The 25,324-nt window shown below is 64.0% G+C and carries 24 protein-coding genes; 7 read left to right on the plus strand and 17 right to left on the minus strand.

From position 1 onward, the window contains the following. Nucleotides 1-2 precede the first annotated feature (2 nt). From KUF59_RS30355 to KUF59_RS30395, 9 genes are all read right to left on the minus strand, one after another. A complete protein-coding gene (locus tag KUF59_RS30355; protein ID WP_212455861.1) occupies nt 3-866 on the minus strand; it encodes a sugar phosphate isomerase/epimerase family protein in 864 nt (287 codons plus the stop codon). After that, nucleotides 866-2,056, minus strand: coding sequence for a dihydrodipicolinate synthase family protein (locus tag KUF59_RS30360; RefSeq protein WP_212455862.1), 1,191 nt, complete (start codon nt 2,054-2,056; stop codon nt 866-868). Before KUF59_RS30360 ends, KUF59_RS30355 begins: the two co-directional genes overlap by 1 nt. Nucleotides 2,057-2,068: 12 nt before the next feature. Beyond that, nucleotides 2,069-3,220 carry a Gfo/Idh/MocA family protein gene (locus KUF59_RS30365; protein ID WP_212455863.1) on the minus strand — a complete coding sequence of 384 codons (1,152 nt, stop codon included), beginning with the start codon at nt 3,218-3,220 and terminating at the stop codon, nt 2,069-2,071. Further along, complete coding sequence (locus KUF59_RS30370) at nt 3,217-4,626, minus strand: enolase-like domain-containing protein (RefSeq protein WP_212455864.1); 1,410 nt, start codon at nt 4,624-4,626, stop codon at nt 3,217-3,219. The genes KUF59_RS30365 and KUF59_RS30370 overlap by 4 nt, the downstream gene beginning before the upstream one ends. 7 nt (nt 4,627-4,633) lie before the next feature. Then, on the minus strand, nt 4,634-5,482 hold the full coding sequence (locus tag KUF59_RS30375) for an ABC transporter ATP-binding protein (RefSeq protein WP_212455865.1): 849 nt from the start codon (nt 5,480-5,482) through the stop codon (nt 4,634-4,636). Continuing rightward, complete coding sequence (locus KUF59_RS30380) at nt 5,479-6,459, minus strand: ABC transporter substrate-binding protein (protein WP_408918039.1); 981 nt, start codon at nt 6,457-6,459, stop codon at nt 5,479-5,481. The genes KUF59_RS30375 and KUF59_RS30380 overlap by 4 nt, the downstream gene beginning before the upstream one ends. A gap of 69 nt (nt 6,460-6,528) precedes the next feature. Further along, nucleotides 6,529-7,338, minus strand: coding sequence for an ABC transporter permease (locus KUF59_RS30385; RefSeq protein WP_212455866.1), 810 nt, complete (start codon nt 7,336-7,338; stop codon nt 6,529-6,531). A 321-nt stretch (nt 7,339-7,659) separates the two neighbouring features. Beyond that, complete coding sequence (locus tag KUF59_RS30390) at nt 7,660-8,367, minus strand: TetR/AcrR family transcriptional regulator (protein WP_212455867.1); 708 nt, start codon at nt 8,365-8,367, stop codon at nt 7,660-7,662. Between the two features lie 69 nt (nt 8,368-8,436). After that, entirely contained in the window at nt 8,437-9,285 is an 849-nt protein-coding gene (locus tag KUF59_RS30395; protein ID WP_212455868.1) for a VOC family protein, read from the minus strand. Between the two features lie 217 nt (nt 9,286-9,502). Between KUF59_RS30395 and KUF59_RS30400 the strand changes: the two genes are divergently transcribed. Together KUF59_RS30400 and rbsK are read left to right on the plus strand one after the other, a co-directional pair. After that, nucleotides 9,503-10,396: a sugar kinase gene (locus KUF59_RS30400; RefSeq protein ID WP_212455869.1), complete on the plus strand. Its 894-nt coding sequence runs from the start codon at nt 9,503-9,505 to the stop codon at nt 10,394-10,396. A gap of 18 nt (nt 10,397-10,414) precedes the next feature. After that, nucleotides 10,415-11,323: a ribokinase gene (gene rbsK, locus KUF59_RS30405; protein WP_258767294.1), complete on the plus strand. Its 909-nt coding sequence runs from the start codon at nt 10,415-10,417 to the stop codon at nt 11,321-11,323. 79 nt (nt 11,324-11,402) lie between these two features. Here the strand turns inward: rbsK and KUF59_RS30410 are convergent, their stop codons facing one another. After that, a complete protein-coding gene (locus KUF59_RS30410) occupies nt 11,403-12,623 on the minus strand; it encodes an NAD(P)/FAD-dependent oxidoreductase (protein ID WP_212455871.1) in 1,221 nt (406 codons plus the stop codon). A gap of 234 nt (nt 12,624-12,857) precedes the next feature. Here KUF59_RS30410 and KUF59_RS30415 point away from each other — a divergent pair, with 234 nt between their 5' ends. Then, the gene (locus KUF59_RS30415) at nt 12,858-13,649 is read left to right on the plus strand and encodes an enoyl-CoA hydratase/isomerase family protein (protein ID WP_212455872.1); all 792 of its coding nucleotides are present in this window, start codon (nt 12,858-12,860) and stop codon (nt 13,647-13,649) included. After that, the gene (locus KUF59_RS30420; protein ID WP_212455873.1) at nt 13,646-14,227 is read left to right on the plus strand and encodes a histidine phosphatase family protein; all 582 of its coding nucleotides are present in this window, start codon (nt 13,646-13,648) and stop codon (nt 14,225-14,227) included. Before KUF59_RS30415 ends, KUF59_RS30420 begins: the two co-directional genes overlap by 4 nt. Here the strand turns inward: KUF59_RS30420 and KUF59_RS30425 are convergent. The 4 genes from KUF59_RS30425 to KUF59_RS30440 all read right to left on the minus strand — a co-directional run bounded on the left by KUF59_RS30425 (nt 14,220) and on the right by KUF59_RS30440 (nt 19,053). After that, nucleotides 14,220-15,560, minus strand: a complete 1,341-nt coding sequence (locus KUF59_RS30425; protein ID WP_212455874.1) for a TRAP transporter large permease — start codon at nt 15,558-15,560, stop codon at nt 14,220-14,222. The two genes, KUF59_RS30420 and KUF59_RS30425, sit on opposite strands and share 8 nt — an antisense overlap. Beyond that, on the minus strand, nt 15,557-16,141 hold the full coding sequence (locus KUF59_RS30430) for a TRAP transporter small permease (RefSeq protein ID WP_212455875.1): 585 nt from the start codon (nt 16,139-16,141) through the stop codon (nt 15,557-15,559). The genes KUF59_RS30425 and KUF59_RS30430 overlap by 4 nt, the downstream gene beginning before the upstream one ends. 134 nt (nt 16,142-16,275) lie before the next feature. Beyond that, nucleotides 16,276-17,283 (minus strand): TRAP transporter substrate-binding protein, encoded by a 1,008-nt coding sequence (locus tag KUF59_RS30435; RefSeq protein WP_258767295.1) that lies wholly within the window; start codon nt 17,281-17,283, stop codon nt 16,276-16,278. A gap of 63 nt (nt 17,284-17,346) precedes the next feature. Further along, entirely contained in the window at nt 17,347-19,053 is a 1,707-nt protein-coding gene (locus KUF59_RS30440) for an IlvD/Edd family dehydratase (protein ID WP_212455877.1), read from the minus strand. A gap of 186 nt (nt 19,054-19,239) precedes the next feature. Here KUF59_RS30440 and KUF59_RS30445 point away from each other — a divergent pair, with 186 nt between their 5' ends. Then, complete coding sequence (locus KUF59_RS30445; protein ID WP_212455878.1) at nt 19,240-19,926, plus strand: GntR family transcriptional regulator; 687 nt, start codon at nt 19,240-19,242, stop codon at nt 19,924-19,926. Between the two features lie 111 nt (nt 19,927-20,037). After that, nucleotides 20,038-20,469: a hypothetical protein gene (locus KUF59_RS30450; RefSeq protein WP_212455879.1), complete on the plus strand. Its 432-nt coding sequence runs from the start codon at nt 20,038-20,040 to the stop codon at nt 20,467-20,469. 98 nt (nt 20,470-20,567) lie between these two features. On the opposite strand, the gene KUF59_RS30455 is transcribed toward KUF59_RS30450, so the two are convergent. Continuing rightward, the gene (locus KUF59_RS30455; protein WP_212455880.1) at nt 20,568-21,656 is read right to left on the minus strand and encodes a TRAP transporter substrate-binding protein; all 1,089 of its coding nucleotides are present in this window, start codon (nt 21,654-21,656) and stop codon (nt 20,568-20,570) included. A gap of 119 nt (nt 21,657-21,775) precedes the next feature. After that, nucleotides 21,776-22,600, minus strand: a complete 825-nt coding sequence (locus tag KUF59_RS30460) for an NAD-dependent epimerase/dehydratase family protein (protein WP_212455881.1) — start codon at nt 22,598-22,600, stop codon at nt 21,776-21,778. Nucleotides 22,601-22,691: 91 nt separating this feature from the next. Here KUF59_RS30460 and KUF59_RS30465 point away from each other — a divergent pair, with 91 nt between their 5' ends. After that, nucleotides 22,692-23,660 carry an SMP-30/gluconolactonase/LRE family protein gene (locus tag KUF59_RS30465; protein ID WP_212455882.1) on the plus strand — a complete coding sequence of 323 codons (969 nt, stop codon included), beginning with the start codon at nt 22,692-22,694 and terminating at the stop codon, nt 23,658-23,660. Between the two features lie 186 nt (nt 23,661-23,846). On the opposite strand, the gene KUF59_RS30470 is transcribed toward KUF59_RS30465, so the two are convergent. After that, nucleotides 23,847-25,277, minus strand: coding sequence for an aldehyde dehydrogenase family protein (locus tag KUF59_RS30470; protein WP_212455883.1), 1,431 nt, complete (start codon nt 25,275-25,277; stop codon nt 23,847-23,849). Nucleotides 25,278-25,324: the final 47 nt, after the last annotated feature.

Raw genomic sequence — 25,324 nt, forward strand, 5'->3', positions numbered from 1 at the left:
ATTCAGACCACCGTGCGATGCCGGGCGATGCAGGTTTGCAGCACCTCATCCATCGGCCGGCCCCACCAGTCGTTGGAGAATATCTCGATCTCAGAATAGCCGGAATAGCCTTGCGCCTCGACGGCCGCTCGCGCCGATTTGATGTCGATGACGCCGTCGCCCATCATGCCGCGGTCGTTGAGGATGTCCTTGGTCGGCACCAGCCAGTCGCAGACGTGGAACGCCAAGAGGCGATCTTGGCCTGCGCGCGCGATCTGGGCCGTCAGCTCCGGGTCCCACCAGATGTGATAGACGTCGAGCGCGACGCCGAGCACGCCGGTTCGACCAGGATCGAGCCGGTCGCAGATATCGAGCGCCTGCTTTGTGGTGTTCACGCAGGCGCGGTCGGCGGCGTAAGCCGGATGCAGCGGCTCGATCGCGAGCGGCACCTTGGCCTGTTTGGCATAATCGAGCATCTCGGCGAGGGCATCCTCGACCTGCCCGCGCGCCGCGACGATGTCCTTTGACGCACCGCTGCCGGGCCGCGAATATTGCGGCAGGCCGCCGACGACGAGCACGATGCTGGATGCGCCCAGCGCCTTGGCCTCATCGACGCAGCGGCGATTGTCGTCGCGCACCTCGGTGCGGCGCGCCGCATCCGAGGTGAACATGCCGCCGCGGCAATAGCCTGACAGCTCGAGCCCGGCATCGCGCACCGCGCGCGCGGCGCGATCGAACCCGACCGCGGCGACCTGGTCGCGCCAGGGATCGATGGCGCGGATGCCATGCCGCGCGCAGGCGTCGATGATCTCGGTCAGGCTGCCCTGCTTACGGACCGTCGCCGTGTTGAGCGACAGCCAGCGATGGTCGGACGAAAAATCGCGCATCAGGATTCGATTCCGCGCAGCGCAAGCACGGTCTTCATCCGCCGCGTCGCAAGTTCGGGATTGGCGAGCAGTCCCGCCTGATCAGCCAGGCGGAACAGCTCGGCGAGATGCAGCGTCGAGCGCGTGCTCTCCTGCCCACCGACCATGGTGAAGTGATCCTGGTGGCCGTTCAGGTAAGCCATGAACACGACGCCGGTCTTGTAGAACCGCGTCGGCGCTTTGAAGATGTGGCGCGACAGCGGCACCGTCGGCCCCAGCACGTCGTGGAAACCGGCCTGATCGCCGGCAGCCAGCCGCGACAGCGCGTAGGACGCCGCCGGCGCGATCGCGTCGAAGATGCCGAGCAGCGCGTGCGAAAAACCCTGGTCGTCGCCGGCGATCAGCTCCGCATAGTTAAAATCGTCGCCGGTGTACATCTTGATGCGCCTGTCGAGACGGCGGCGCATGTCGATCTCGCGCTGCTTGTCGAGCAGCGAGACCTTTACGCCATCGACCTTGGCAGCGTTGCCGTTGATGATGGTAACGGCTGTATCCATCGCCTTGTCGAGATCCTTGGTGCCCCAGTAGCCGTTGAGCGCCGGATCGAACATGTCGCCGAGCCAATGGATGATGACGGGCTGAGCGACCTGCGACAGCACGCGGTCATAGACTTTTGCGTAGTCCTCGGCACTGCGCCCGAGTTTTGCCAGCGCGCGCGAGGCCATCAGGATGATGCGGCCACCGACCTTCTCGACGGCGGAGATCTGCTCCTCATAGGCGCGGATCACGTCGTCGAGGCTCTTGGCGTCCTCGACCGCAAGATGATCGGTGCCTGCCCCCGAAAACACCAGCGCATTGCGGCGCTTCGCGGCCGCAACCGAGCGCGTGATCAATTCCAGCGAGGTCGGCCAATCCAGCCCCATGCCGCGCTGCGCGGTGTCCATGGCTTCGGCAACACCGAGGCCGAGATCCCAGACATGCTCGCGGAAGGCGATGGTCTTGTCCCAGTCGACCGCAGCCGAGAGCCAGGGATCGTTGTCGGCGAGCGGATCGGCCACCATGTGCGCGGCCGAGAACGCAACGCGGTTCAGCGTGCCCTCGAGCTTAGCAGGGAAGCTGCGCGAGGCAGCAAGCCGATAGGTCTCGATCGAGCGATCCGCCCTGGGCAGCCTGAGCGACAATGACGACGTCGGCGGGACTGGCTTGTTCATGGCTCCCTCCTCTCAGACGTTGATTGGCGCGACGTCGACCCAGCGCCGCTCCTTCCAGCTCTTCAGCGCGCATTCGGCGAGCTGCACGCCCTTGGCACCTTCGAGCAACGTGAACTTGTAGGGCGCGTCCTCGCAGACGTGGCGGATGTACATTTCCCACTGCTCCTTGAAGCCGTTGTCATAGGCGACATTGTCAGGGACCTTCTGCCAGTCGCCGTAGAAGTCATGCGTGCGCTTCTCGTCCGGATTCCATACCGGCCGCGGTGTCGCCTGCCGCGCCTGGATCATGCAGTCGGAAAGACCGGCGACCGCCGACCCGAGCGTGCCGTCGACCTGGAAGGTGACGAGGTCGTCGCGATAGACGCGCGTCACCCAGGACATGTTGATGTGGGCGATGATGCCGCCCTTGAGCTGGAAGGTCGCGTAGGCGGAGTCGTCGGCGGTCGCCTTGTACTTCACGCCCTGCTCGTCATAGCGCTCGGGGATGTCGGTGTTGCCGATGCAGACCACGCTCTCGACATCGCCGAAGAGATTGTCGAGCACGTAGCGCCAGTGGCAGACCATGTCCAGAATGATGCCGCCGCCGTCCTCGCCGCGATAGTTCCAGGACGGCCGCTGCGCCTCCTGCCAGCCGCCTTCGAACACCCAATAGCCGAACTCGCCGCGCACCGAGATGATGCGGCCGAAGAAGCCGGAATCGCGCAGGAAGGCGAGCTTCTTCAGGCCGGGCAGGAACAGCTTGTCCTGCACCGTGCCGTGCTTGACGCCCTTGGACTTGGCGAGCTTGACGACCTCGAGCGCCTCCTCGAACGTCGTGGCGATCGGCTTCTCGCAATAGACATGCTTGCCGGCGTTGATGGCGCGAGTCAGGAGGCCCGGCCGCGCCTGCGTCGTCGCAGCGTCGAAGAACACCTGATCGTTCTTGTCGGCGAGCGCGGCGTCGAGATCGGTTGTCCAGCGCTGCACATTGTATTGCTTCGCGAGGCGCTCGACCTTGGCGGCGCTGCGGCCGACCAGGATCGGATCCGGCATCACGCGATCGCCGTTCTTCAGCTTGACGCCGCCCTGCTCGCGGATCGCGACGATGGAGCGGATCAGATGCTGGTTGAGCCCCATGCGGCCGGTGACGCCGTTCATGATGAGGCCGAGGCGTTGGGTGGTCATACCGATTTCTCCCAGAGTGATTTTGGCGATGCAAGCGGGGCGAGCGCCGACCAGTCCGGATGGACCGACGTCGCAAACCCCGTCGTGGTGAGCGATCCCGTCAGGAGATCGCCGTCGTGAATCCTGAGTCGAACGCCATGGCCGGCGTCGGCGTAGAGATCGGAATGCGCAGCGGCAAACGCGCGCGCCTCTGTTGCGGGCGTCTCGCCAAAACCGTCGACATAGTGATGGCCGTTGCGCTCGGCATGCGTGATGCCGAGGAAGGCGCCGAGCGCGAGATCCTGCTGCACGGCGAGGCCGGCCTGGCAGGTGAGGTCCTCACCCGTCACGAAGAAGCTTTCGCCATCCACGCTCCACTTGGCCGCGCGCGTGGCGTTGACGACCGATTTGTAGAGACCCTTGCAGGATTTCGAGGAGATGCCGTGATAGCCGAGCGCCCGCGATAACGGGAATGCGTCGTAGGAATCGTCGGCCTCATCAACGATGAAGCCGCGCGCCGCAAGCGAGCCGATCGGCGCTTGCCTTGTCACATCGCGCGGCATCGGCTGCTCGATGTAGAGTAACCTTTCCGCAATCGGCCGCAGCGCCACATCGCGGTCGAGGCGATCGACCAGCGCACGGAGCGCCGCGAGGTCGGCATACTGCTCGTTGGCATCGAGCGTGACCTTGAAGTCATGGGCTAGCTTGCCGAGCTCGTTGCCGATGCGCACCAGCCGCGCGGTATCGGCTTGCGGATCGCCCGACAGTTTTAGCTTGAAATAGCGTGCTCCGGCATTTTCGCGCGCATCGGCAACGCCGCCCTCGCCTTCGATCTTGTCGTCGAGACCAACTGTGTGCCTGACCGCGACCCGTGGCAGCGGCTGACGGCCCGCCAGAAACCGCGTGATGTCGGCGCCGGCCAGATCGGGCGACAGCCGCGCGTCGATCCCTGCAATGTTTTGCGCCATGGCGTCGAAGAAGCTGATTCCGGCGGCGCGCAACAGGGCGTCAAGGATCGCCTTGTCGATCTCGGCTGGACCATAGGCTGCCGCGAGCGGCGGAATATCCTGTTTCGCGCAGGCTGCAACCTGCGCGCCGACGCAGGTGGCATGGAGCCCGAACGCGGTGTCAAAACCTGTCTGCGCCAGATAGAGTCCGCGCGCGATCTCCAGCGCGCGCCGCAGCCCATCAACCGTCTGCTCCGGCGTGAGCTGCGGCCGCTTGTCGAACCATTTTGGCACCAGCAGTTCGGCGCTCGCGCCAACGGCGGTTCCCTTGCCCTGGCCCTTGCCCTCGACCTCGATCTCGGCGCGCACGAAGAGCTGCGGCGTGGCGTTGATGGTGACCGCGCCGAAGCGGAACGGTCGCGCGAAACGCACGGGACGTTCGAAGAATGCGATGTCTCGCAGCTTCAGGCGCGGCGCCATGGGTCTTTCAGTCCAGTGAGCCCTGTGAGAAGAAGTGCTTGCGGATGCGCTGCACGAGCTCGGTGAAGACAGGATCGGCCATCACGTCGAGCGAACGCGGGCGCGGCAGCGGCACGTCGTAGATCGCGGCAATGGCGCCGGGACGTTCGGTCATGACCAACACGCGGTCGGCCAGGAACACGGCTTCCGGTATCGAGTGCGTGATCAGGAGCACCGTCTTGCCGGTCTCGCGCTGGATCCGCATCAGCTCGACATTCATGCGCTCGCGCGTCAGCGCGTCCAGCGCGCCGAACGGCTCGTCCATCAGCATGATCTTTGGATCGTGCACCAGCGCGCGGCAGATCGAGGCGCGCTGCTGCATGCCACCGGAGAGCTGCCAGGGCAGCTTCTTCTCGAAACCCGAGAGGCCGACCAGCTTCAATAATTGCTTCGCGCGCTCCAGATATTTCGCGCGTGGCAGCCGCTTCATGTCGATCGGCAGCATCACGTTGGAGAGGATGTTGCGCCAGGGCAGCAAGAGCGCGTTCTGGAAGACAATGCCGACATTGCCATGCGGCTTCGTCACCTTCTCGCCCTCGACCAAAACCTCGCCTGTCGTGGGCGGCAACAGCCCCGAGATCAGCTTGAGCAGCGTGGACTTGCCGCAGCCGGACGGGCCCACCACGACGAAGAACTCGCCCTCGTTGATCTGGAAGTCGAGCGGCCGCAGCGACGGCACGTCGCCGTCGCGCGTCCGGTAGGTTTTTGACACGCCGGACAGTTTGATGCCCGACGTGTCGATTCCCGCGCGGTCGCCCACCACTCTCAAATGCGCGCTCGGCTGCACGGGGTCATTGGGTCGTGCCGCTGATTTCACGAGTCGCCCTTCGGCAGATAGTCATTGGTGTAGAAGGCTTTCGGGTTGTCCTTGGCCTTGGCATCGAGCCCGCCATATTCGACCAGCAGATTGACCGTGTCGGTCATGTTCTGGTCGGTGACCTGGAACGGCCGCTTGGTCTTGGTCTCCGCGGTCCGATAGAGCGGAATGGTCAGCTCAAAGCCTTGCGTGAGCGTATCGATCTTGCCGCCCTTCGGGTTGGCATCGAGGATCGCCTGCGCGGCCGCCTGGGCGTCCTTCTCGGCGGCCTCGACCGCCTTCGTCGTCGCCGCCATGAAGCGGCGGACGAGATCGGCATTGGCCTTCACATAGTCGGTGTTGGCGATGATGCCGGAGGAGACCATGTTGATGCCGTAGTCGGCGAACTTGATCGGATAGACGTCCTTGCCGGTAGCGTCCTTGATCTTCATCGACTGGTCCATGACGTAGCCGAGCAAGAGGTCGGCCTGGCCGTTGATCACGGCGTTGAGCTTGGTCTGGCCGTCACCGGCAACCGTCTGGAAATCGCTCTCCTTCAGACCCGTCTTCTTCAGGAACAACGGCCAGATCTGGGTCATGGAGTCGGCAGGCGTGATCGCCACCGTCTTGCCCTTGATGTCCTCGGGCTTCTTGATGTTCTTCTCGACAAAACCCATCGCGGACATCGGGCTGGTCTGGAGCAGCACGCCGGTCGCGACCACGGGCGCGCCCTTGATCGCCGCGCGCATCATGGTGGGGACGTCGACATAGCCGAAGTTCGCGGTCTTGGCCGCGACGGCCTGCGTCGTTGCGGCCGAGCCGCGACCTTCCTGGATCTCGAGGTCGATGCCTTCGGCGGCGTAGATGCCCTTGGCCTTGCCGTAGTAGAACGGCGCGTGCTCGCCGTAGACGTACCAGTTCAGCATCAGCACGACCTTGTCGGCGGCCTGCGCCGGCACCGCCATCAGCGTCGCCAGCACCACCGAAACAGTAGCCATCAACCGCATCATCGCTCGTTCTCCCTTTTGCTTGTCTTGTTCGTTGCGCGGCTTACGGCCGCTTGCTTGTCATGAGGCGAAAATAACGTCCTCGCGCTGGCTGACGTGCCAGGGAATGACCAGGCGCTCGATCCGGTCGACGATCCAGAACAGCACCACGCCGAGCAGCGCCAGGATTACCAGCGCGGCGAACATCGTTGGCAGGTCAAAGGTTCCGATCGAACGCTGCATCACATAGCCGATGCCGGAATTGGAACCGACGAATTCGCCGACCACCGCGCCGACCACGGCGAGCGTCACCGACACCTTCAGGCCGGAGAAGATCGCCGGCAGCGCATGTGGCAGGTTCACCGCGCGGAACACCTGCAGACGGCTCCCCTGCATGGCGCGGGCGAGATCGACCATGTCGGGGTCGACAGACTTGAAGCCTTGCACGGCCGAGACCACCACGGGGAAGAAGCCGAGCAGGAACGCCGAGATCACCTTCGGGATGATGCCAAAACCGAACCAGACCACGAACAGCGGCGCGATCGCGATTTTCGGCACCGACTGCGAGAACACCAGCAGCGGATAGACGTAGCTCTCCACCGTCTTCGAGCCCGCGATCAACATGGCCACGGGAATGCCGAACAGCGCCGACAGCAGGAAGCCGCAGACGGTCGCATAGGTCGTCGGCCAGGACTGTCGCAGCAGTTCCGGCCATTCCGTCCGGAGCACGGCGACGACGTCCATGGGTGCCGGGATCTGATAGGCAGGGATGCTGAAGACACGGATGGTCACGTCCCAGGCGACCACGATGAACACCAGGAACAGGAACGGCCGCACCCACGCGGCATTCACAGTCCTGGATATCAGGCCCTGCGCTTTGGCCTCAGCCACACGTCTCTCCCGGTTGTTCTTGTTGGTTCGGGCGAGAAATTAACTCGTTGGATAAATACTGTCCAGCGCTTTCCCCTGTGACGTTTTGTGCTGGTTCCGCGGGCGTGGCGAGCTGTGGCGGCGCGCCGGCTCCGCATTCTCGATGTCGTCCTGGCGAAGGCCAGGCCCCCGAGCGAGCGCTTTGCGCTCGTCGCGATAACCCCAGGCAGCAGTTTGGCTACGGCTGGTCGTTCGGGATTAGCATCACACGCAATCGATAGATCACGCGGTATGGGTCCTGGCCTTCGCCAGGACGACGTTGGGGAGATGGCGTGCCCCCGGCTAAACCGGCTGATGCTGCACGGCGCGCGACTTCGGCGCCTTGATCACGTCGAACAGCGCGGCCGATCGCCCTGTGAGCGCTGCCAGCACCAGGCCGACCATGTGGGCGAGACGCTCGTCCTTGGCGTCCTTTGCGAGCAGGTCGCGGCCGAAGATCACGCTCAGCGTGGCGCAGTTGGAGAGATAGAAGAAGCTGAGCGCTGCGACCGAGATGTAGAGCTGCACCGGATCGATCGCGACCTGGAAGTCGCCGCTCTCGACGCCGCGCCGGACCACAGTGCGGATCATCTCGACGAAGGGCGAATGCATCGATTTCACCTTGGTCGAGCGCTTCAGATGCTTTGCCCGCACCAGGTTTTCGGTCTGCAGCAACGACAGGAATTCGGGATTGCGCAGAAAGTAATTCCAGGTGAATTCGATCAACCGCTTGATCGCCTCGGGCGGATCGAGATGCTCGAGATCGAGCCCCCGTTCCTCGCCGCGGATCTTCTCATAGGCGCCTTCGAGCACCGCAAGGTAGAGGTCGTCCTTCTTCCCGACGTGATAATAGAGCATGCGCTTGTTGGCGCCGGCCTTGGCAGCGATCCGGTCGACGCGCGCGCCGGCGAGACCGTGGTTCGAAAACTCCTGCTTGGCAGCCTCGAGGATGCGAAGCCGCATGCCCTCGGGGTCGCGCTGCCATTTGAGATTTCGCTTTGCCTTCGCCAAACCGGGTGCCCGCTGCTTGCTCAACCAGACAGCACTATCATGCATGCGGCGGTTTGAGAATGCGAGCCCTCACGCCGCCGGCCTCGGCGACTGCTCCAGCAAAATCGTCTGGATGCCGCAGGTGCCGTTTCGTACCGTCATCACCCGCGTGCCCGGCTTCCTGCCATTGCGGACATCGCTGACGTCGACGCCTGCAGCCGTCAGCCGGGTGCGGGTGGCGTCGATGTCGCCGACGCGCCAGCTGAAACCCCAGAGACGATCATGGCTGGCATCGCCGCCGGCAACCGGCCGGCGCACCACCTCGACGACGAGGTCGCCGCAGCGGAAGAACATGAGCTGGCCCCAATCATGATGCGAACGGTCGAGCGCCATGTCGAGGCCGAGCCGAGCGCCATAGAGCGCGGCTGCACGTTCGGAATCCTCGGTCGCGACCACGACGTGGTCGAGTGCGAGGACCGGGCCGGCATCGGTCACGGCGGAGAGCGGACGCTCCGCACCGAGCTCCAGGAAGAACATGCGCACGCCGCGCGTCAACTCGGTCGCGGCGCGAGTGCGCTTCCAGTGCAGCACCGCGCCCGTCGTGTCGTCGCGGCTTTCGACCTCGGCGACCGCATCCGGCTTCAGCGCCACCCGGTCGAGCCGCCGGTGCATCTTGTTAATGTCGGCGACACGAAAGCACAGGCTCGCGAGCATGCCCTCGCGGTCGTCGAGCAGCTCCCGCATCCGGTCTGCCGTCGCGCTCGCGCCGCTCGGCGCCATCAATTCGATCGACATGTTCTGGAGCGTGAACAGCACGCGGTCGGCGCCATCGCCAAAATTCTGCCAGGACGGCGCGCGGCCGAGCAGCGTCTGATAGGCCGCCTTGGCGGCGCCGATATCCCTGACGAGGGCGACGACGTGGTCAAGACCGGCGATCATGAGCCTCCCTTTCGCTTGTGCCGGAACTGAAAACCGAAACGCGGCGTTAGGTCCGACTGGGCTCTGTTCGCGGCCCGACCTTGGTCGTATTCCGGCCCCATGCCGACCTCAAGCGTTGACCGGGGCGGCGTTGCGAATAATTTCGGCGTCCCTTCCGGGGAACCGGTGCTAAGGTATGGCCGCCGGCCGGGACCACCCAGCGCATCACGGGAAGACTATGCAGGCTCTCTTTATCGGACAGACCTATATCGACGTCACCTTCATCACCGACCACATGCCGACCGGCGACGAGAAGCACGTGGCCTCCGCCTATGCGGTCTCCTTCGGAGGCAATGCGGTGACCGCGGCGTTCTGCTGCGCCAAGCTGGGAATCGTGCCGGACCTGATCGCGACCGTCGCCAATGACTGGCTGGGACGGATGTTCCAGGACATGTGCGCGAAATACGCGATCTCGCTGCATAACCGGAAGGTGGCGACGTCCTCGCTTTCCTTCATCATGCCCAAGGACGGCAAGCGCGCCATCGTCCGCTGCCGCGACGACGAGCACATTCACCCCTTCCCGATCCTCAATCTCGGAAAATGCCGCGCGCTGCATGTCGACGGCCACCAGCCGGACGCTGCGATCCACTACGCAAAAGTGTGCCGCGAGGCCGGTGTGCTGACCTCGCTCGACGGCGGCGGCCTGCGCTCGAACACGCATGAGCTGCTCGAGTTCATCGACGTCGCGATCGTGGCCGAGCGCCTGTGCGAGCAGATGAACCTGACGCCGCCGCAGATGCTCGAATATCTCAAGAGCCGCGGCTGCCGCATCGGCGGCATCACCATGGGCGAGAAGGGCCTGCTCTGGTACGGCGAGACCGGTGCGGTCGAAACGCTGCCGGCGATGCCGATCCCGCGCGAGCTCGTCATCGACACCAACGGCGCCGGCGACGTCTTCCACGGCGCCTACATCTATTCCTATCTCGCCCATCCCGGCAAAAGCTGGCGGGAGCATTTTGACTTCGCCCGCGCGGCCTCGACCCACAAGATCCAGCGCCTCGGCAACGAAGCGGGCCTGCCGACCCTTGTCGACATCGCCAAAGTCAGGCACGAGTTCGAAGTCAGGGCCTAGACTTTACAGGATTATCACATGGGACGCGTCTTCGTCGCCGGCAGCATCAACATGGATGTGGTGGCGACGGCCGACCGGCATCCACGGGTCGGCGAGACCATTGCCGGCAAGGAGGTGCTGTACTTCCCCGGCGGCAAGGGTGCGAACCAGGCCGTCTCGGCGGCACGGCTCGGTGCCAAAACCACGCTGATCGGCCGGCTCGGCAAGGATGCGTTCGGCGCGGAGCTGAAGGCGTTTTTGTCCGACCAGGGCATTGATCTCGGCCATGTCCAGGAGACGTCAGAGGCACATAGTGGCACTGCCATCATCACGGTCGCGGAGGCCGACAACACCATTGTCGTCATTCCCGGCAGCAACGCGCTCGTTGGCGAGGATGACGTCTCCGTCGTACCGCTGGTGAAGGGCGACGTCGCGGTCAGCCAGTTCGAGATTCCACTTTCGACCATTGCCGCGTTCTTCCGCCGGGCGCGGGCGGCGAGCGCAACGACGCTGCTCAACCCGGCACCGGCGCAAAAGTTCAGCCGCGAGCTCTTGGAGCTCGTCGACATCCTCGTGCTGAACGAGACCGAGCTCGGCCTGCTGTCCGGCGCCGCACTCTCCGAGAGCACGGATCACGCAGGGATCATCGAGGCCGCGCGACGGCTTCAGGCGAGCACGAGTCAGATCATCTGCGTCACGCTCGGCAAACGCGGCGTGCTCGCGCTTGCAGGGAGCGAGGAGATGATCGTGCCGGGCCGCGCGGTGCAGGCGGTCGACACCACAGGCGCCGGCGATTGCTTCGTCGGCGCGCTCGCCTCGCAACTTGCCGACGGCGTCGCGTTGCGCGAGGCGCTTCGTTTCGCGAACGTCGCCGCCTCGATCTGCGTGCAGCGGATGGGCGCCGGCCCCTCGATGCCGACGGCGGAAGAAGTCGCTGCGGTGATGTAGCGAAGGACGCCGCGGCCCTTTTCGCCTCTCCCCGCAAGCGGGGCGAGGGAGCAGACTGCCGACGCGGGAGCTCCGCGCCTCAAGCCAACGCGCCCTTCAGGTCAAAGCTCTCGTCGGCTGCGTGCTCCGGCGCGAGCGAGCGGTGCATGCCGAGCAGGCGTCGGCCGAACATGTGATCGCCGGCGCGGTTGATGGATTCGATGCCGAGAAGTTCTTCACCCTTGTAGCAGAACGCCGAAAACGCCTTGTTGGCGGGATCGCCGCGCAGCACGACCTTGTCGTAGCCCGTGGTGAGCCCCGCGATCTGGAGCTTGTCGTCGCCCTGATCGCTCCAGAACCAGGGCTGGCCGTCATACACCTTCTTGTCGCCCGTGAGCCGCGCGGCGAGGCAGCGGGCGTGATCGGTCGCGTTCTGCACCGACTCCAGCCGCAGCGAGCCGCCGAAGCGCGGGCTGTTGAACAGCGCGCAATCGCCGATCGCCGAGATGTTGGGATCGGCGGTCGCAAGATATTCGTCGACGATGATGCCGGAGGCGACCGGCAGCCCTGCCTCCGCCGCGAGCTCGATATTCGGCAGCACGCCGACGCCGACCACGACAAGATCCGCCGGCAGATGCCGGCCGTCGCTCAAGGAGACGCCCGTGACCTTGCCGCCCTCGGCCTCGATGCTGGTCGCCTGCACGCCGAGGTGAATGCGGATGCCCGCCTCGCGATGGCGCGCCTGAAAATATTCGGACACCTCGGCCGTGACCGCTCGCGCCATCACACGCGGGGCGAGCTCGAGCACGTCGACCTCGAGCCCCTTGATCCGGGCGGTGGACGCGAATTCGAGGCCGATGAAGCCCGCACCAATGATCACGGCGCGTTTCTTCGACGGCATGATCGCGCGAAGCGCCTCGCTGTCATCGAGGATGCGAAGATACTTTACGTCGGGCAGGTTGGCGTTGGGCAGGTCGAGCAGGCGATTGCGCGCGCCGGTCGCGAGCACAAGATGCCCGTAGTCGAGGGCTTCGCCGGACGCGAGTTTGACCTTGCGCGCCGCGCGGTCGACCGCGGCAACACGGCCCGCGATCAGCTCGATCTTCTGGTCCTGATAGAATTTTTCCGGCCGGAACATCAGGCTCTCAGGGCCCGCAGCCCCCTTGATATAGGCCTTGGACAGAGGCGGCCGCTGATAGGGCAGATGCGCCTCGTCATTGATCAGGCAAACGCGGTCGGAAAAGCCGGCCTGACGCAGGGACGCGGCGAGCTGATAGCCGGCATGGCCCGCACCGACAATGATCACCGGACCATCAGTCATCGGAACAACCCAGCTGTTGGGACACAGGCGCTACCCATGTCGTCTCCTCTCTCTGATTTTGGCTTGCTGGCCTTGTCGGTCGAGGAGTCGGCGCTCGTGTCCGTCCCTAAACGATGGCTGAGCACATTTGAGCCTATCGCCCGGCATTAGGCAAGAGCCCCGGCCCCCGGGGATTGTCACCCCTCGCCTTCTGCGATTTAGTTGCAGCAAATGACCTTTTGCCGGGGATTTTCCATGTCAGCCACCACTGCTTCCGACGATCCCGCCCTGCTCAGAATCGAAGGCCCGATCGCGACCATCACGCTGAACCGCCCAGCTGCCTATAACTCGATCAACCTCGGGATCGCGCAAAAGCTCGAACAGCTCGCAGCGCAAATCGAAGCTGACAGCGCTATCAGGGTTATTGTCATCGAGGGCGAAGGCCGCGCTTTCTCGGCCGGCGGCGATCTGCAGACCATTGGTGCCGCCGCCGAGGCCAACACGGTAACGCCGGTCGTGGGCGAATTGCTGAAGCACTATCACTCCTTCATCGAGACGCTGCGCCGGATGCCAAAGCTTTCGCTCTCAAGCGTGCACGGCTCGGCGGCCGGCGCCGGCATGGGGCTCGCCTTCGTCACCGATCTCTGCATCGCGGCCGAGGACGCAAAATTCACACCGGCCTATGCCAAGATCGGTGTGTCGCCGGACGGCGGCAGCACGGTCGGCATCGTCGGCACGGTTGGAACCCGCCGCGCGCTGCAGATTTTTCTCGCCGAAGACACCTTTACGGCGCAGCAGGCCTATGAGTGGGGCCTGGTCGCAAAAGTCGTCCCCGCGGCCGAGCTGAAGGCCGCGACGCGGCAGCTCGCCGCGCGGCTAGCGCAAAACCCGGACGCGGCCATCGCCGGTACCAAGTCGCTGGTCTACCAGGCCGCCACCACGCCGGTGAAGCAGCAGCTCGACTCCGAAGAGCACAAAATCATCATGGCTATGAACACGGAGGAGTTTCGTATCGCCGTGAAGAAGTTCACGAGCAAGTCGAAATGAACGCGCTGACGCCCGCGCGCTCGTTCTACGGCCTCCGTCACGGCGCGACCGACTGGAATCGCGCAGGGCGATTCCAGGGCCGGACCGACAACCCGCTGAACGAGGACGGTCTCCGGCAAGCGCACGAGGCCGTGCACATGTTGCGCGGTATCGGCATCAGCCGCATCGTCGCGAGCCCGCTGCTGCGCGCGGCGAAAACGGCCGAGATCATCGCGGACGCGATCTCGGTGCCGCTCACGATCGATGACGGCATCATCGAGTTCGATTTCGGCAGCTTCGAGGGTCTCCCTGTCCGCGACCTCATGATCAAGCACGGTGTCAAGTCGGCCACGGGCCTCGTCTCGATCCTGCCCGCCGACGGCGAGAACTGGGACGCCATGACCGAACGGTCGCTGGCTTGCGTCTCTGCGTGGCTCGACCGTTATCCCGACGACGACCTCCTGTTCGTCTGCCATGACGCGGTCATGCAGGGCATGGCAAAAACGCTCTCTGGCAGCTACTTCAAGAACAGCCACGGCACACCGTTTCGCTACGTACGCGACGCAGCCGACTGGCGCATCGAGCAAGTCGCTATTTAGGGCAGATGTAGCCCGTGCCTGCCGGCGACTTGAAGCAGCCGACCGACTCCGGCAGCACGTGCCGCGGCAGCCACAGCACCACGCTCGGAAAATAGATCGCAAACGCGATCGTCGCCAGAAACACCACATAGATCGGCAGGGCCGCACGTAGCGCCTTGGCAAAACTGATGCCGACGAATTTCGACGCCATCAGCAAGACCAGGCCATAGGGCGGCGTGATCAGGCCGAAGGCGAGCGTCGCGATCAGCACCACGCCCATATGCACGGCGTTGACGTCGCCGGCCTCGGTCAGCGCGTTCACCAGCGGCATGAAGATGATGATGGTCGGCACCGGCTCGATGAAATCGCCGACCACGGTGAAGAGCAGCACCATCAGCAGCATGATCAAATGCGGATCGTTTCCGGCGATGGAGGTGATCAAATCCGCGATGTAGGTCGCGCCGCGCAAATAGGCGAGCATCCAGCCAAACGCGTTGGCGGCGCCGATGGTGATCAGCGGCAGCGAGAAGATCAGGCCCGCAAGACAGAAGTCGTACGGGATCTTCATGAAATGCCCGCGGTTGAGCGCGGGGATCACCACCAGGATGATCCAGACCACGGCGACGACGCCGGCCTCCGTCGGCGTGAACCAGCCGGTCAGGATGCCGCCGAGCAGGATCACCGGGATCATCAGCGGCAGGGCCGCATCTCCAGCGGCAAAGGCAACCTGGCGCAGCGGCGCACGTGGCTTGCGCAGGCCGGACGGGCCGAAGAAATAGCAATAGATCATCAGGCCGAAGCCGATCATCAGGCCCGGTACCACGCCTGCCATGAACAGGCCGGCGATCGAGACGTTGCCGACCGCGCCATAGACCACTGCCGTGATGCTCGGCGGCACCAGCGCCGCAATGGTCGAGGCCGACGCGATGATCGCAGCGATGAAGGCGGGCTCGTAGCCTTCGCGCTTCATCGGGCCACCGAGCGCGCGGCTCATGACCGCGACGTCGGCGGTGGTCGAGCCCGACATCTCCGAGAAGAACATGCTGAAGACCACGACGACCTGCGACAGCCCGCCCCTGATGTGCCCGACCAGGGACACCGACAGATTGGCTATTCGCACCACCACATTCGCCGAGCTCATGAGCTCGCCGACCAGCAGGAAGAACGGGATCGCGAGCAGCGCCTCGGAATCCACGCCGTCAAAGATCTTCTGGATGATCGCGGCGAGCGAGACGTCGGACAGGATCGCACCGATGAAGACGCCCGCCATCAGCGAGAACGGCACGGGCACGCCGAGATAGCCGAAGAACAGGAAGCAGACCGACATCAGGGTCAGGACAATGGGTGCACTCACGGCTGCGCCCTCACCTGCGCCTCGCTGACGGGCACCGCAGGTACGGCGTCCTCGTCCGGCGGCTCGGGATGGTCAAAGCCGTTGCGCAGGCCGTTGACGAGCTGCTCGACGGTGAACAGGCCGATCAGAACTCCCGACAGCGGAATGATGGCGTAGAGCGAGGCGATCGGCGTGCCCGACGGCAGGCGAAAACTGCCGAAGCCGCGGAGATAGTTTTGATAGCCGTACCAGATCAGGCAGGCGGCGACGCCCAGCACGGCGGCACGGATGATGATCTCGACGATCAGCCGCGAGGTACCGTGCATCGCCTCGGAGATGGCGGTCAGATAGAGATGGTCGTTGCGCCGGGTCGCGGCCGCCGTGCCGATGAAGATCGCATAGATGAACAGCGTCGAGGTGACCTCCTGGAGCCAAAGCCAGGGATGGCCGATGGTGCGGGTGACGATGTCGGCCGTCACCGAGAGCGAGAAGCCGAAGCACAGCAGCCCGCACAGGATCATCAGCGCAACCTCGAGCCAGTCGAGCCAGCGCCATTTGAGGTGACGCTGCCGTTGCACCAGCAATTTGTCGGCGATGGACATCAACGTACCCCGCAATCCGGCATTTGCCTCTCGTCATGGCCGGGCTTGACCCGGCCATCCACGCCTTTGGCGTACGGCTCGAAGAAAAACGTGGATGCCCGGGTCAAGCCCGGGCATGACGACTGGCTGAGACCTTAGTTCACCGACCGGATCAGATCCTTGATCTTCACCGCATGCGGGCCGAGGTCCTGGGCGAGCTTGTCGAGATAGGGATCGGCGATCGTCGTGAAAGTCTTCTTGTCGACGTTGTCGACGATCTTGACGCCCATCTTCTTAAGCTTGTCGGCCGCCGTGCGCTCCAGATCGAACGCCTTTTGCGGCTCCTTGGAGCTGATCTCGTTCCCTGCGGCCTGCACCCAGCCCTTCTGCTCGGCCGACAGGCTCTGCCAGAGCTTGTCGGAGATGAACACCAGCGCGTTGTTGGCTTCGTGCTCGGTGATGTTCAGGACCGGCGCCACCTCATAGTGCTTGTTGACGAGGTAGACGTTGATGCTGTTCTCGGCGACGTCGACGACGCCGGTTTGCAAGCTTGTGTAGACGCTGCCGAACGGCATGTGCACGGTCTGGGCGCCATAGGCCGGGAACATGGTGTCCTCGGTCGCGGTCGCCTGCACGCGCACCTTCAATCCCTTGATGTCGCCGACGTTGTGAACCTCCCGCTTGGAGTACATGTGGCGCACGCCCTGCGAGCCGGTCGCGATCACGTGCAGGCCCTGCGTGGTCTCGTCAATCATGGTCTTGAGCGCCTCGAACACGCGGGGATCGGCGAGCCCCTTGACGACGTGGTTCTCGTCGCGGAACAGGAAGTGCAGCGACATGACGCCGGCCTGCGGCGAGATCGTCGCGGTGTTGGCCGAGGAGATGATGGCGAATTCGACATCGCCCGCCTTCACGAGCTGAAGCACCTGCGGCTCCTGGCCGAGCTGGGCGCCGGGGTACTGATCGATGATCATGGTACCCTTGCTCAGCTCCTTGAGTTTTTCGGCAAGGAGGTCGCCGGCGATGGAATAGCCGGTGTTGCGCGGCTGGTCGTAGGCGAAGCGATAATGCTTCACCTCCTGTGCCGATGCGCCGGTGACGAAGAGAACAGCGGCCGTTGCCGCCAGTGCCTGTAAGAATCTCGGCTTGGATCGTGCAATCATCGTTTCCCCCTGTTTTATGTTCGCCGCTTTAGCGGTCTGAACGTCGTCGTAGCGGGTGGTTCGTCACCCCTTCCCAGTCCTCTGCATGAAATCGAAGTCGCAGCCCTCGTCGGCCTGCAAAATGGTCTCGTTGAACAACCAGGCATAACCGCGCCTGGCTTCGTCGGGCGCAGCAGCGGGTTTGAGCGCGGCGCCCCGCCGCTCCAGCTCGGCCGCATCGACCAGAAGCTCGATGCTGCGTTTTCCGACATCGAGCCGGATCATGTCGCCGTTCTTCACCAGCGCCAGCGGGCCGCCGACGGCGGACTCCGGCGTGATGTGGAGCACGATGGTGCCGAACGCCGTGCCGCTCATGCGGGCGTCCGAAATGCGCACCATGTCCTTGGTGCCGCCGCGTGCGAGCTTTTTCGGGATCGGCAAATAGCCGGCCTCGGGCATGCCCGGCGCGCCCTTCGGTCCCGCATTGCGCAGCACCAGCACGTCGTCGGCGGTGACATCGAGATCTGGATCGTCGACCCGCAATGTCATGTCCTCGACGGATTCGAACACCACCGCGCGGCCGGTGTGCTGCAGCAGCTTTGGGCTTGCGGCCGATTGCTTGATCACGGCGCCGCGCGGCGCGAGGTTGCCGTGCAGGATGGCGAGGCCACCTTCGGACTTGATCGGATTGTCACGCGGGCGGATCGCGTCCTGGCCCGGGACCTCCTCGGCGTCAGCAACAACGTCACGCAGCGTCTGCCCGGTAACGGTCTTCGCATCGAGATCGACGAGGTCGCCGAGCTGCGCCAAAAGTTTCGGCACGCCGCCGGCGTGATGGAAATGCTCCATGTAATGTTCGCCGGACGGTTTTAGATCGACCAGCACGGGCACCTCGCGGCCGAGTTGGTCAAAGGCTTCGAGGTCGAGCCGGTGCGGCGAGCGATGCGCCATCGCCGTGAGATGGATCAGGCCGTTGGTCGAGCCGCCGATCGCCTGGAGCACGACCTGCGCATTCCTGAACGAGGCCGGCGTCAGCAATTCGCTCGGTTTCGGCCCCTTCGCCTTGGCCATCTCGGCCGCGACCTTGCCGCTGGCCTCCGCCAGGCGGAAACGCTCAGCATGCGGTGCAGGGATCGTCGCGCTCATCGGCAGCGACAGGCCCATCGCCTCGATCATGCAGGCCATGGTGGAAGCCGTGCCCATCACCATGCAGGTGCCGACCGACGGCGCGAGGCGTCCATTGACGGCCTCGATCTCGGCGTCGTCGATATCGCCGGCGCGATACTTTGCCCAGAGCCGCCGGCAGTCGGTGCAGGCCCCCAGCACCTCGCCCTTGTGATGGCCGACCACCATCGGTCCGACCGGAATGACCACCGTCGGCAGATCGGCGCTGATGGCCGCCATGACTTGCGCCGGCAGCGTCTTGTCGCAGCCGCCGATCACGATCACCGAATCCATCGGCTGGGCCCGGATCATCTCCTCGGTGTCCATCGCCATCAGATTGCGCAAATACATCGAGGTCGGATGCGCAAAGCTTTCGGCGATCGAAATCGTCGGAAACACGAACGGCATCGCGCCCGACAGCATCACGCCGCGCTTCGCCGCTTCAATGATCTGCGGCACGTTACCGTGGCAGGGATTGTAGTCGCTATAGGTGTTGGTGATGCCGACGATCGGGCGCTCCAGCGCATCGTCGGAATAGCCCATGGCCTTGATGAAGGCCTTGCGCAGGAACAGCGAGAAGCCGGCGTCGCCGTAGCTCGTCAGGCCTTTGCGCAAGCCGCTGCTCATCATGCCACTCCATTCCAGGTTACCATTGTCGTACAGACTGCCCCCGTATTGTCAATAACCCTGCAGGATATTTGGCGCCTTTCGCGCTGAAACGCGCTCCTTTGGGATAGATTATTGACAATCCACGCCTTCCCTGCTCCACAGGAGCGTCTTGACCTTGGGCCTTGCCGGCCGGGAGGCGAAGGGATGGCCGACACTTCAAGCGCCGAAATGCCGACGCTCCGGCGCGACGACCCGGATGACGTGGTCGGCCGGCTGGAGGAGGACATCATCTTCGGCCGTTTCGCGCCGGCCGCGCGGCTGACCGAGGACGCCCTGATGTCGCGTTACGGCACGTCGCGCCATTTCGTGCGCCAGGCGCTGGTGGAGATGGAGCGGCGCGGCATCGTCCGCCGCGAGAAGAACGTCGGTGCCACCGTACGGTTCTATTCGGCCGAGGAGGTGCGGCAGATCTACGAGGTGCGGGAGATGCTGACGCGGCAGGCCGCGCTGATGATCCCGCTGCCCGCGCCACAAAGCCTGATCGAGGAGCTCAGCGAACTGCAGCGGCAATATTGCGCCAGGGCCGACGCGCACGATTTGCGCGGCATCCACGAAACCAACGACGCCTTCCACGTCGCGCTGTTTGCAGCCTGCGGCAATCCCTACCTGGTGCGCTCGCTGCAGGACTACATGAACCTGACGCTGCCGATGCGCGCAAAAAACCTCGCCGACCGCGAGGGCCTCGCGCAGTCGCGCCGTCAGCACGAATTGATGATCGAACTGTTGAAGGGCCGCGATAGCTGGGCGCTGGCGCAGCTCTGCGTCGACCACATGCAGTTCAGCAAGTCGGACTATCTGGCGCGGATCGCAGGCGATGAGGCCAGGCGCTAGCGCGCTTTGCCCGGGACCGGATGAACCCTGCGCTCGGAATATGCGACCAATATCGCGCCCGGCGCCGATCGAAACCGTCGCCCATGACCTCACATCTATCGATCAACCCCAGTGACCAGCCTGCTCCTCCTGTTCGGAATGTTCTACGCCGCGTGCGGGCTGGTGCTCAGCCTCGCTATGAACGTGACATCGTTCACCAGCGTCAAACTCGGCGACAGCATCTTGTTTCCTGCGCTCACGTGGGGAATCTTCCCCGCGTTTTTGGCGGTCATCCTTATCTCGATTTCGGAAAGGAAGAGGCCCCGCAGTGCGAATCACGAGATCGACGAATGGGAGCTCGTATCAGCGGGATGTCCCACGTTGATGAAACGCATCTTCTGGACGTGTTTCGCTTATGCATGGGTGACCGGCATGGCGCTCGCCATATTGACGCACGAGCCCAACCTGATTTTGCGCTGTATCTCTGCCTTTTGGATGACGTTCTACGCGCTGGGACTCGCGGTGATCACAGCCGCCTATCTTCGCCGCCGCGCCCCGCAATAGCAGGAAGATCGTGGATGGCCGGGACATAGCTAGCGAAAGCCACGCCGTCCTTCGGGCGGCTGGCCCGGCCATGACGGCGTGGAAGCAATGGCGCCCGCTCAGCCCTTACGCGTCTTGCTGAGCAGATAGTTGTCGTAATAGTTCTCGGCGATCTGCGTGTAGAACAGCACTTCCTTCATATAGGCGTCGTGACTTTCCTTGGTCTTCTTGAAGAGCGGGCTCTTCTCGGCGATCTCGTTCAGATAGTCCTGCGTCGCCTTGTAGCTCGCTTCCATGACCGGCTGCGGGAATGCACGCAGCTCGGCGCCGCCGGCGATCAGCCGCTTCAGCGCGGCGGGATTCACGCTGTCGTATTTCTCGATCATCCAGCCGCCGGCCGCAGCACCCGCCTGGTTGAGGATCGCCTGGTACTGCTTGGGAAGCGCATTCCACTTCTCGTCGTTGACGACCATGTGCAGCATGGCACCGCCCTCCCACCAGCCGGGAAAGTAGTAGTACTTCGCCACCTTGTAGAAGCCGAGTTTTTCATCGTCATAGGGACCGACGAACTCGGCGGCATCGATCGAGCCTTTCTCCAGCGCTGAATAGACCTCGCCGGCGGCGATCTGCTGCGGCACGATGCCGAGCTTGGCGAGCACGTGGCCACCCATGCCGGCGATGCGGAATTTGAGGCCGTTGAGATCGTCGACGGTCTTGATCTCCTTCCGGAACCAACCGCCCATCTGCGTGCCGGAGTTGCCGCACAGGATGGCGTGCGCCTTGAACGGTCTTAGCGCCTCGTTGCAGAGATCGGCGCCGCCGCCAAAGCTCCACCAGGAGTGCTGGTGACGGTGGTTCATGCCGAACGGCGCGCCGGTGGCGTAAGCCAGCGCCGGCTCCTTGCCGATGTAGAAATAGAGTGGCGTCTGCGCGATCTCGACCGTCGCCGAGCTCACGGCGTCGAGCGCCTGCAGGCCCGGCACGATCTCGCCGGCCGCAAAGGTCTGGATCTGAAACTTGTTGTCGGTGGCATCAGCAACATATTTCGCAAAAGTCTGCGCCGTGCCGAAGATCGTATCGAGCGATTTCGGGAAGCTCGAGGTCAGCCTCCATTTGATCTCAGGCGCGCTCTGCGCAATCGCAGGCGCCGCAACCAGCGTCGTCGCGCCGGCAAAGGCACTTCCCTTGAGAAATGTACGACGTTTCATGATGTGCTCCCTGGATAGCAATTGCGTCGGCCGGGGTACGATGAACCGCCCCCGACCGCATTGACCTTCATCATAGCGGGCGTCACGGTGGGCCGGAAAGGTGTCGCCGTGACGCGCGGCTAGCGCTTGGTCCAGTCGATGATGCGGCTGTTGTCGGCATCGAACTCGATGCTGCAGAACGTGCCGCCCTGGTAGTGGTCGCCGACCGGATCGGGCTTGAGCTTGGCCTGCTCCGCCATCGCGTGCTCGCGGAAATCCTCGGCGCGGCCGGTCGGGCGATAGCCGAATTCGTAGGCGCGGTGATTGTCCCACCAGGCGCGTTCGTTGAAGGAGGCGCCGTAGAAGACCTCGAAATGGACGTCGGGGTGCTCGAGCCCGATACGGCAGAGCTGCACCAGATCCTCCGGCTTGAGCCAGATCGCGAGCCGGCGCTGGTCAAGCGGCTTTTCACCAAAATTACCGATGCGGAGGCACGTGACCTTCAGCCCGTGCTTGTCGGCATAGAGGGCGCCGACCGCCTCGCCGAACACCTTGCTGACGCCGTAGCGGCTATCGGGGCGCGCGGTGACGTCGGTGCCGATCTTGTGGTGGCGCGGATAGAAACCGACCGCGTGGTTGGACGAGGCGAAGATCACCCGCTTGACGCCCTTCTTGCGCGCCGCCTCGAACAGATTGTAGCCGCCGATGATGTTGGCTTGCAAAATGTCGTCCCAGGTGCCTTCGACCGAATAGCCGCCGAAATGCAAAATGCCGTCGACGCCCTCGCAGATGGCCTCGCACTGCGCGAGATCGGCAAGGTCGGCCGCCCTAAACTTTTCGTTCGCGCCGAGATCGGCGGGCGGCTTGATGTCAGAGAGCAGAAGATCCGGATAGATCGGCGGCAGCAGTTTCCGCAGGCTCGTGCCGATTCCCCCCGAAGCTCCCGTCATCAAAATACGCGGCATGTCTTTCCTCATTGGTAGCGAACGATTTGCGGTCACATGTCTCTAATGATAGCAGATTTGTCCAGAGGGAACGCAACAACGAGAACCGCACATGAACGATGCATCCTCCCACGCTCAAGGCTGGCGGCCGGCGACCTATTACCCCGATCCGGCGATAAGTGCACTCGATCCGCGATTTGAAAAATACTGGCTGAAACTTTCGGCTGTGGAACGGCTCGCCACCGGCCTGCGCTGGGCCGAGGGGCCGGTGTGGTTCGGCGACGGGCGGTATCTCTTGTGCAGCGACATCCCGAACCAGCGCATCATCAAATGGGAGGAGGAGACCGGCGCGGTCAGCGTGTTCCGAAAACCCTCCAATTTCGCCAACGGCAATACGCGAGACCGCCAAGGCCGGTTGATCACCTGCGAGCATGGCGGCCGGCGCGTGGTGCGCACCGAATATGATGGCGCGATCACGGTGCTGATGGATTCCTTCGGCGGCAAGCGGCTGAATTCGCCGAACGACGTGGTGGTGAAATCCGACGGCACGATCTGGTTCACCGATCCGACCTTCGGCCTGCTCGGCAATTACGAGGGCTACAAGGCGGAGCCGGAGATCGAGCCGAACGTTTACCGGCTCGATCCCGCGACCGGCAAGGCGAGCATCGTCGCCGAAGGTGTGCTCGGGCCGAACGGGCTGTGCTTCTCGCCGGACGAGAAAATCCTCTATGTCGTCGAATCCCGCGGCGTGCCGAACCGAAAAATCCTCGCCTATGACGTCTCGGCCGACGGCACGACGATATCAAACAAGCGCGTCTTCATCGATGCCGGTCCCGGCACACCTGACGGCATGCGCTGCGACATCGACGGCAATCTCTGGTGTGGCTGGGGCATGGGCGATCCCGAGCTGGACGGCATCGTGGTGTTCGCGCCCGACGGCGTCATGATCGGCCGCATCGCGCTGCCCGAGCGCTGCGCCAATCTCTGCTTCGGCGGGGTCAAGCGCAACCGCCTGTTCATGGCGGCGAGCCAGTCGATCTACGCGCTGTATGTGAACACGCAGGGCGCCCTTGGGGGATAGTTTCTCCGCTTGTCATTCCGGGGCGCGCCCTCTTCGGCGCGAGCCCGGAATCCATCGTGCGGCGAACTCGTGGACGAATGGATTCCGGGTTCGTCGCTTCGCGACGCCCCGGAATGACGAAGGATCAAACAGAAAACGCCGGAGCAGCTTCCCGCTCCGGCGTCATGTTTGTTCGGACGGTGAGGCTTACGCCGCGTTGAAGCCGGCGACGGCCTTCACCTCGAGATACTCCTCCATGCCGTACTTGCCCCATTCGCGGCCGTTACCGGACTGCTTGTAGCCGCCGAACGGCGCGGAGCGGTCGTTCGGCACGCCCTGGAGGTTGACGTTGCCGGCGCGGATCTGGCGCGCGACCTTCTTGGCGTTCTCCACCGTGTCGGCCGTGACGTAGCCCGCGAGACCGTACGGCGTGTCGTTGGCGATGCGCACGGCGTCGGCTTCGTCCTTGGCACCGATGATAGTCAGCACCGGTCCAAAAATTTCCTCGCGCGCGATCGTCATCTCGTTGGTGACGTCGGCGAAGATGGTCGGACGGACATAGAAGCCCTTGTTGACGCCCTCGGGCAGGCCAGGGCCGCCGGCAACGAGAGTGGCACCTTCGTCGATGCCCTTCTTGATCAGCGCCTGGATCTTGTCCCACTGAATGCGCGACACGACCGGGCCGATGGTGGTGCCTTCGCCGCGCGGATCGCCGGCCTTGGTCTTGTCGGCAACCGCCTTCGCGATCGCGGCCACTTCCTTCATCTTGGAGAGCGGCACGATCATGCGCGAGGGTGCGTTGCAGGACTGGCCCGAGTTGTTGAACATGTGCATCACGCCGCCGGTCACCGCCTTCTGCAGGTCGGCGCCTTCGAGGATGACGTTCGGCGACTTGCCGCCGAGCTCCTGGCTGACACGCTTCACGGTCGGTGCCGCGCGCTTGGCAACATCGACGCCAGCACGGGTCGAGCCGGTGAACGAGATCATGTCGATGTCGGGATGCTCGCTCATGGCGGCACCGACCTCGGGGCCGAGACCGTTGATGAGGTTGAACACGCCCTTCGGTACGCCAGCTTCATGGAGGATCTCTGCGAAGATCAGCGCAGAGGTCGGCGTGAACTCCGACGGCTTGAGGATCATGGTGCAGCCGGCGGCAAGCGCGGGCGCCACCTTGCAGGCGATCTGGTTGAGCGGCCAGTTCCAGGGCGTGATCATGCCGACGACGCCGACCGGCTCGCGCAGCACGGTCGCGGTGCCGATCTGCTCCTCGAAGTGATAGTTCTTGAGAACGTCGAGCGTCGACATAATGTGGCCGAGGCCGGCGCCGGCCTGGAGCTTCTCCGCCATCGGCAGCGGCGCGCCCATCTCGTCGGAGACGGCCGCGCCGATCTCCTTCATGCGGCCCTTGTAGATCTCGACGACCTTGGTGAGCAGCGCGATGCGCTCCTCGCGGCTGGTCTGGGAATAGGTCGCGAACGCGCGCTTGGCGGCGGCGACGGCCTTGTCAACGTCGGCCTTGGAGCCGAGCGCAATCTCGTACATCGCCTCTTCCGTCGCCGGATTGACGACCGATGTGGACTTCTTGACGGCGGGATCGACCCAGGCGCCGTCGATGTAGAATTGCATGCGATTGACCATCGTGAACCTCTTGTTTTGAAGCATTGGAGGGGCGTTTCGGCAGCTAT

It is taken from the genome of Bradyrhizobium arachidis, from assembly GCF_024758505.1.
Lineage (GTDB): Bacteria > Pseudomonadota > Alphaproteobacteria > Rhizobiales > Xanthobacteraceae > Bradyrhizobium > Bradyrhizobium manausense_C.

Bases quoted from the DNA above. Each gene is read 5' to 3' on its own strand.
- KUF59_RS30355 (WP_212455861.1), bottom strand. From the start codon at position 866: ATGCGCGATTTTTCGTCCGACCATCGCTGGCTGTCGCTCAACACGGCG.
- KUF59_RS30360 (WP_212455862.1), bottom strand. From the start codon at position 2,056: ATGAACAAGCCAGTCCCGCCGACGTCGTCATTGTCGCTCAGGCTGCCC.
- KUF59_RS30365 (WP_212455863.1), bottom strand. From the start codon at position 3,220: ATGACCACCCAACGCCTCGGCCTCATCATGAACGGCGTCACCGGCCGC.
- KUF59_RS30370 (WP_212455864.1), bottom strand. From the start codon at position 4,626: ATGGCGCCGCGCCTGAAGCTGCGAGACATCGCATTCTTCGAACGTCCC.
- KUF59_RS30380 (WP_408918039.1), bottom strand. From the start codon at position 6,459: ATGGCTACTGTTTCGGTGGTGCTGGCGACGCTGATGGCGGTGCCGGCG.
- KUF59_RS30395 (WP_212455868.1), bottom strand. From the start codon at position 9,285: ATGATCGCCGGTCTTGACCACGTCGTCGCCCTCGTCAGGGATATCGGC.
- KUF59_RS30400 (WP_212455869.1), top strand. From the start codon at position 9,503: ATGCAGGCTCTCTTTATCGGACAGACCTATATCGACGTCACCTTCATC.
- rbsK (WP_258767294.1), top strand. From the start codon at position 10,415: ATGGGACGCGTCTTCGTCGCCGGCAGCATCAACATGGATGTGGTGGCG.
- KUF59_RS30410 (WP_212455871.1), bottom strand. From the start codon at position 12,623: ATGACTGATGGTCCGGTGATCATTGTCGGTGCGGGCCATGCCGGCTAT.
- KUF59_RS30415 (WP_212455872.1), top strand. From the start codon at position 12,858: ATGTCAGCCACCACTGCTTCCGACGATCCCGCCCTGCTCAGAATCGAA.
- KUF59_RS30420 (WP_212455873.1), top strand. From the start codon at position 13,646: ATGAACGCGCTGACGCCCGCGCGCTCGTTCTACGGCCTCCGTCACGGC.
- KUF59_RS30430 (WP_212455875.1), bottom strand. From the start codon at position 16,141: ATGTCCATCGCCGACAAATTGCTGGTGCAACGGCAGCGTCACCTCAAA.
- KUF59_RS30435 (WP_258767295.1), bottom strand. From the start codon at position 17,283: ATGATTGCACGATCCAAGCCGAGATTCTTACAGGCACTGGCGGCAACG.
- KUF59_RS30440 (WP_212455877.1), bottom strand. From the start codon at position 19,053: ATGAGCAGCGGCTTGCGCAAAGGCCTGACGAGCTACGGCGACGCCGGC.
- KUF59_RS30445 (WP_212455878.1), top strand. From the start codon at position 19,240: ATGGCCGACACTTCAAGCGCCGAAATGCCGACGCTCCGGCGCGACGAC.
- KUF59_RS30455 (WP_212455880.1), bottom strand. From the start codon at position 21,656: ATGAAACGTCGTACATTTCTCAAGGGAAGTGCCTTTGCCGGCGCGACG.
- KUF59_RS30460 (WP_212455881.1), bottom strand. From the start codon at position 22,600: ATGCCGCGTATTTTGATGACGGGAGCTTCGGGGGGAATCGGCACGAGC.
- KUF59_RS30465 (WP_212455882.1), top strand. From the start codon at position 22,692: ATGAACGATGCATCCTCCCACGCTCAAGGCTGGCGGCCGGCGACCTAT.
- KUF59_RS30470 (WP_212455883.1), bottom strand. From the start codon at position 25,277: ATGGTCAATCGCATGCAATTCTACATCGACGGCGCCTGGGTCGATCCC.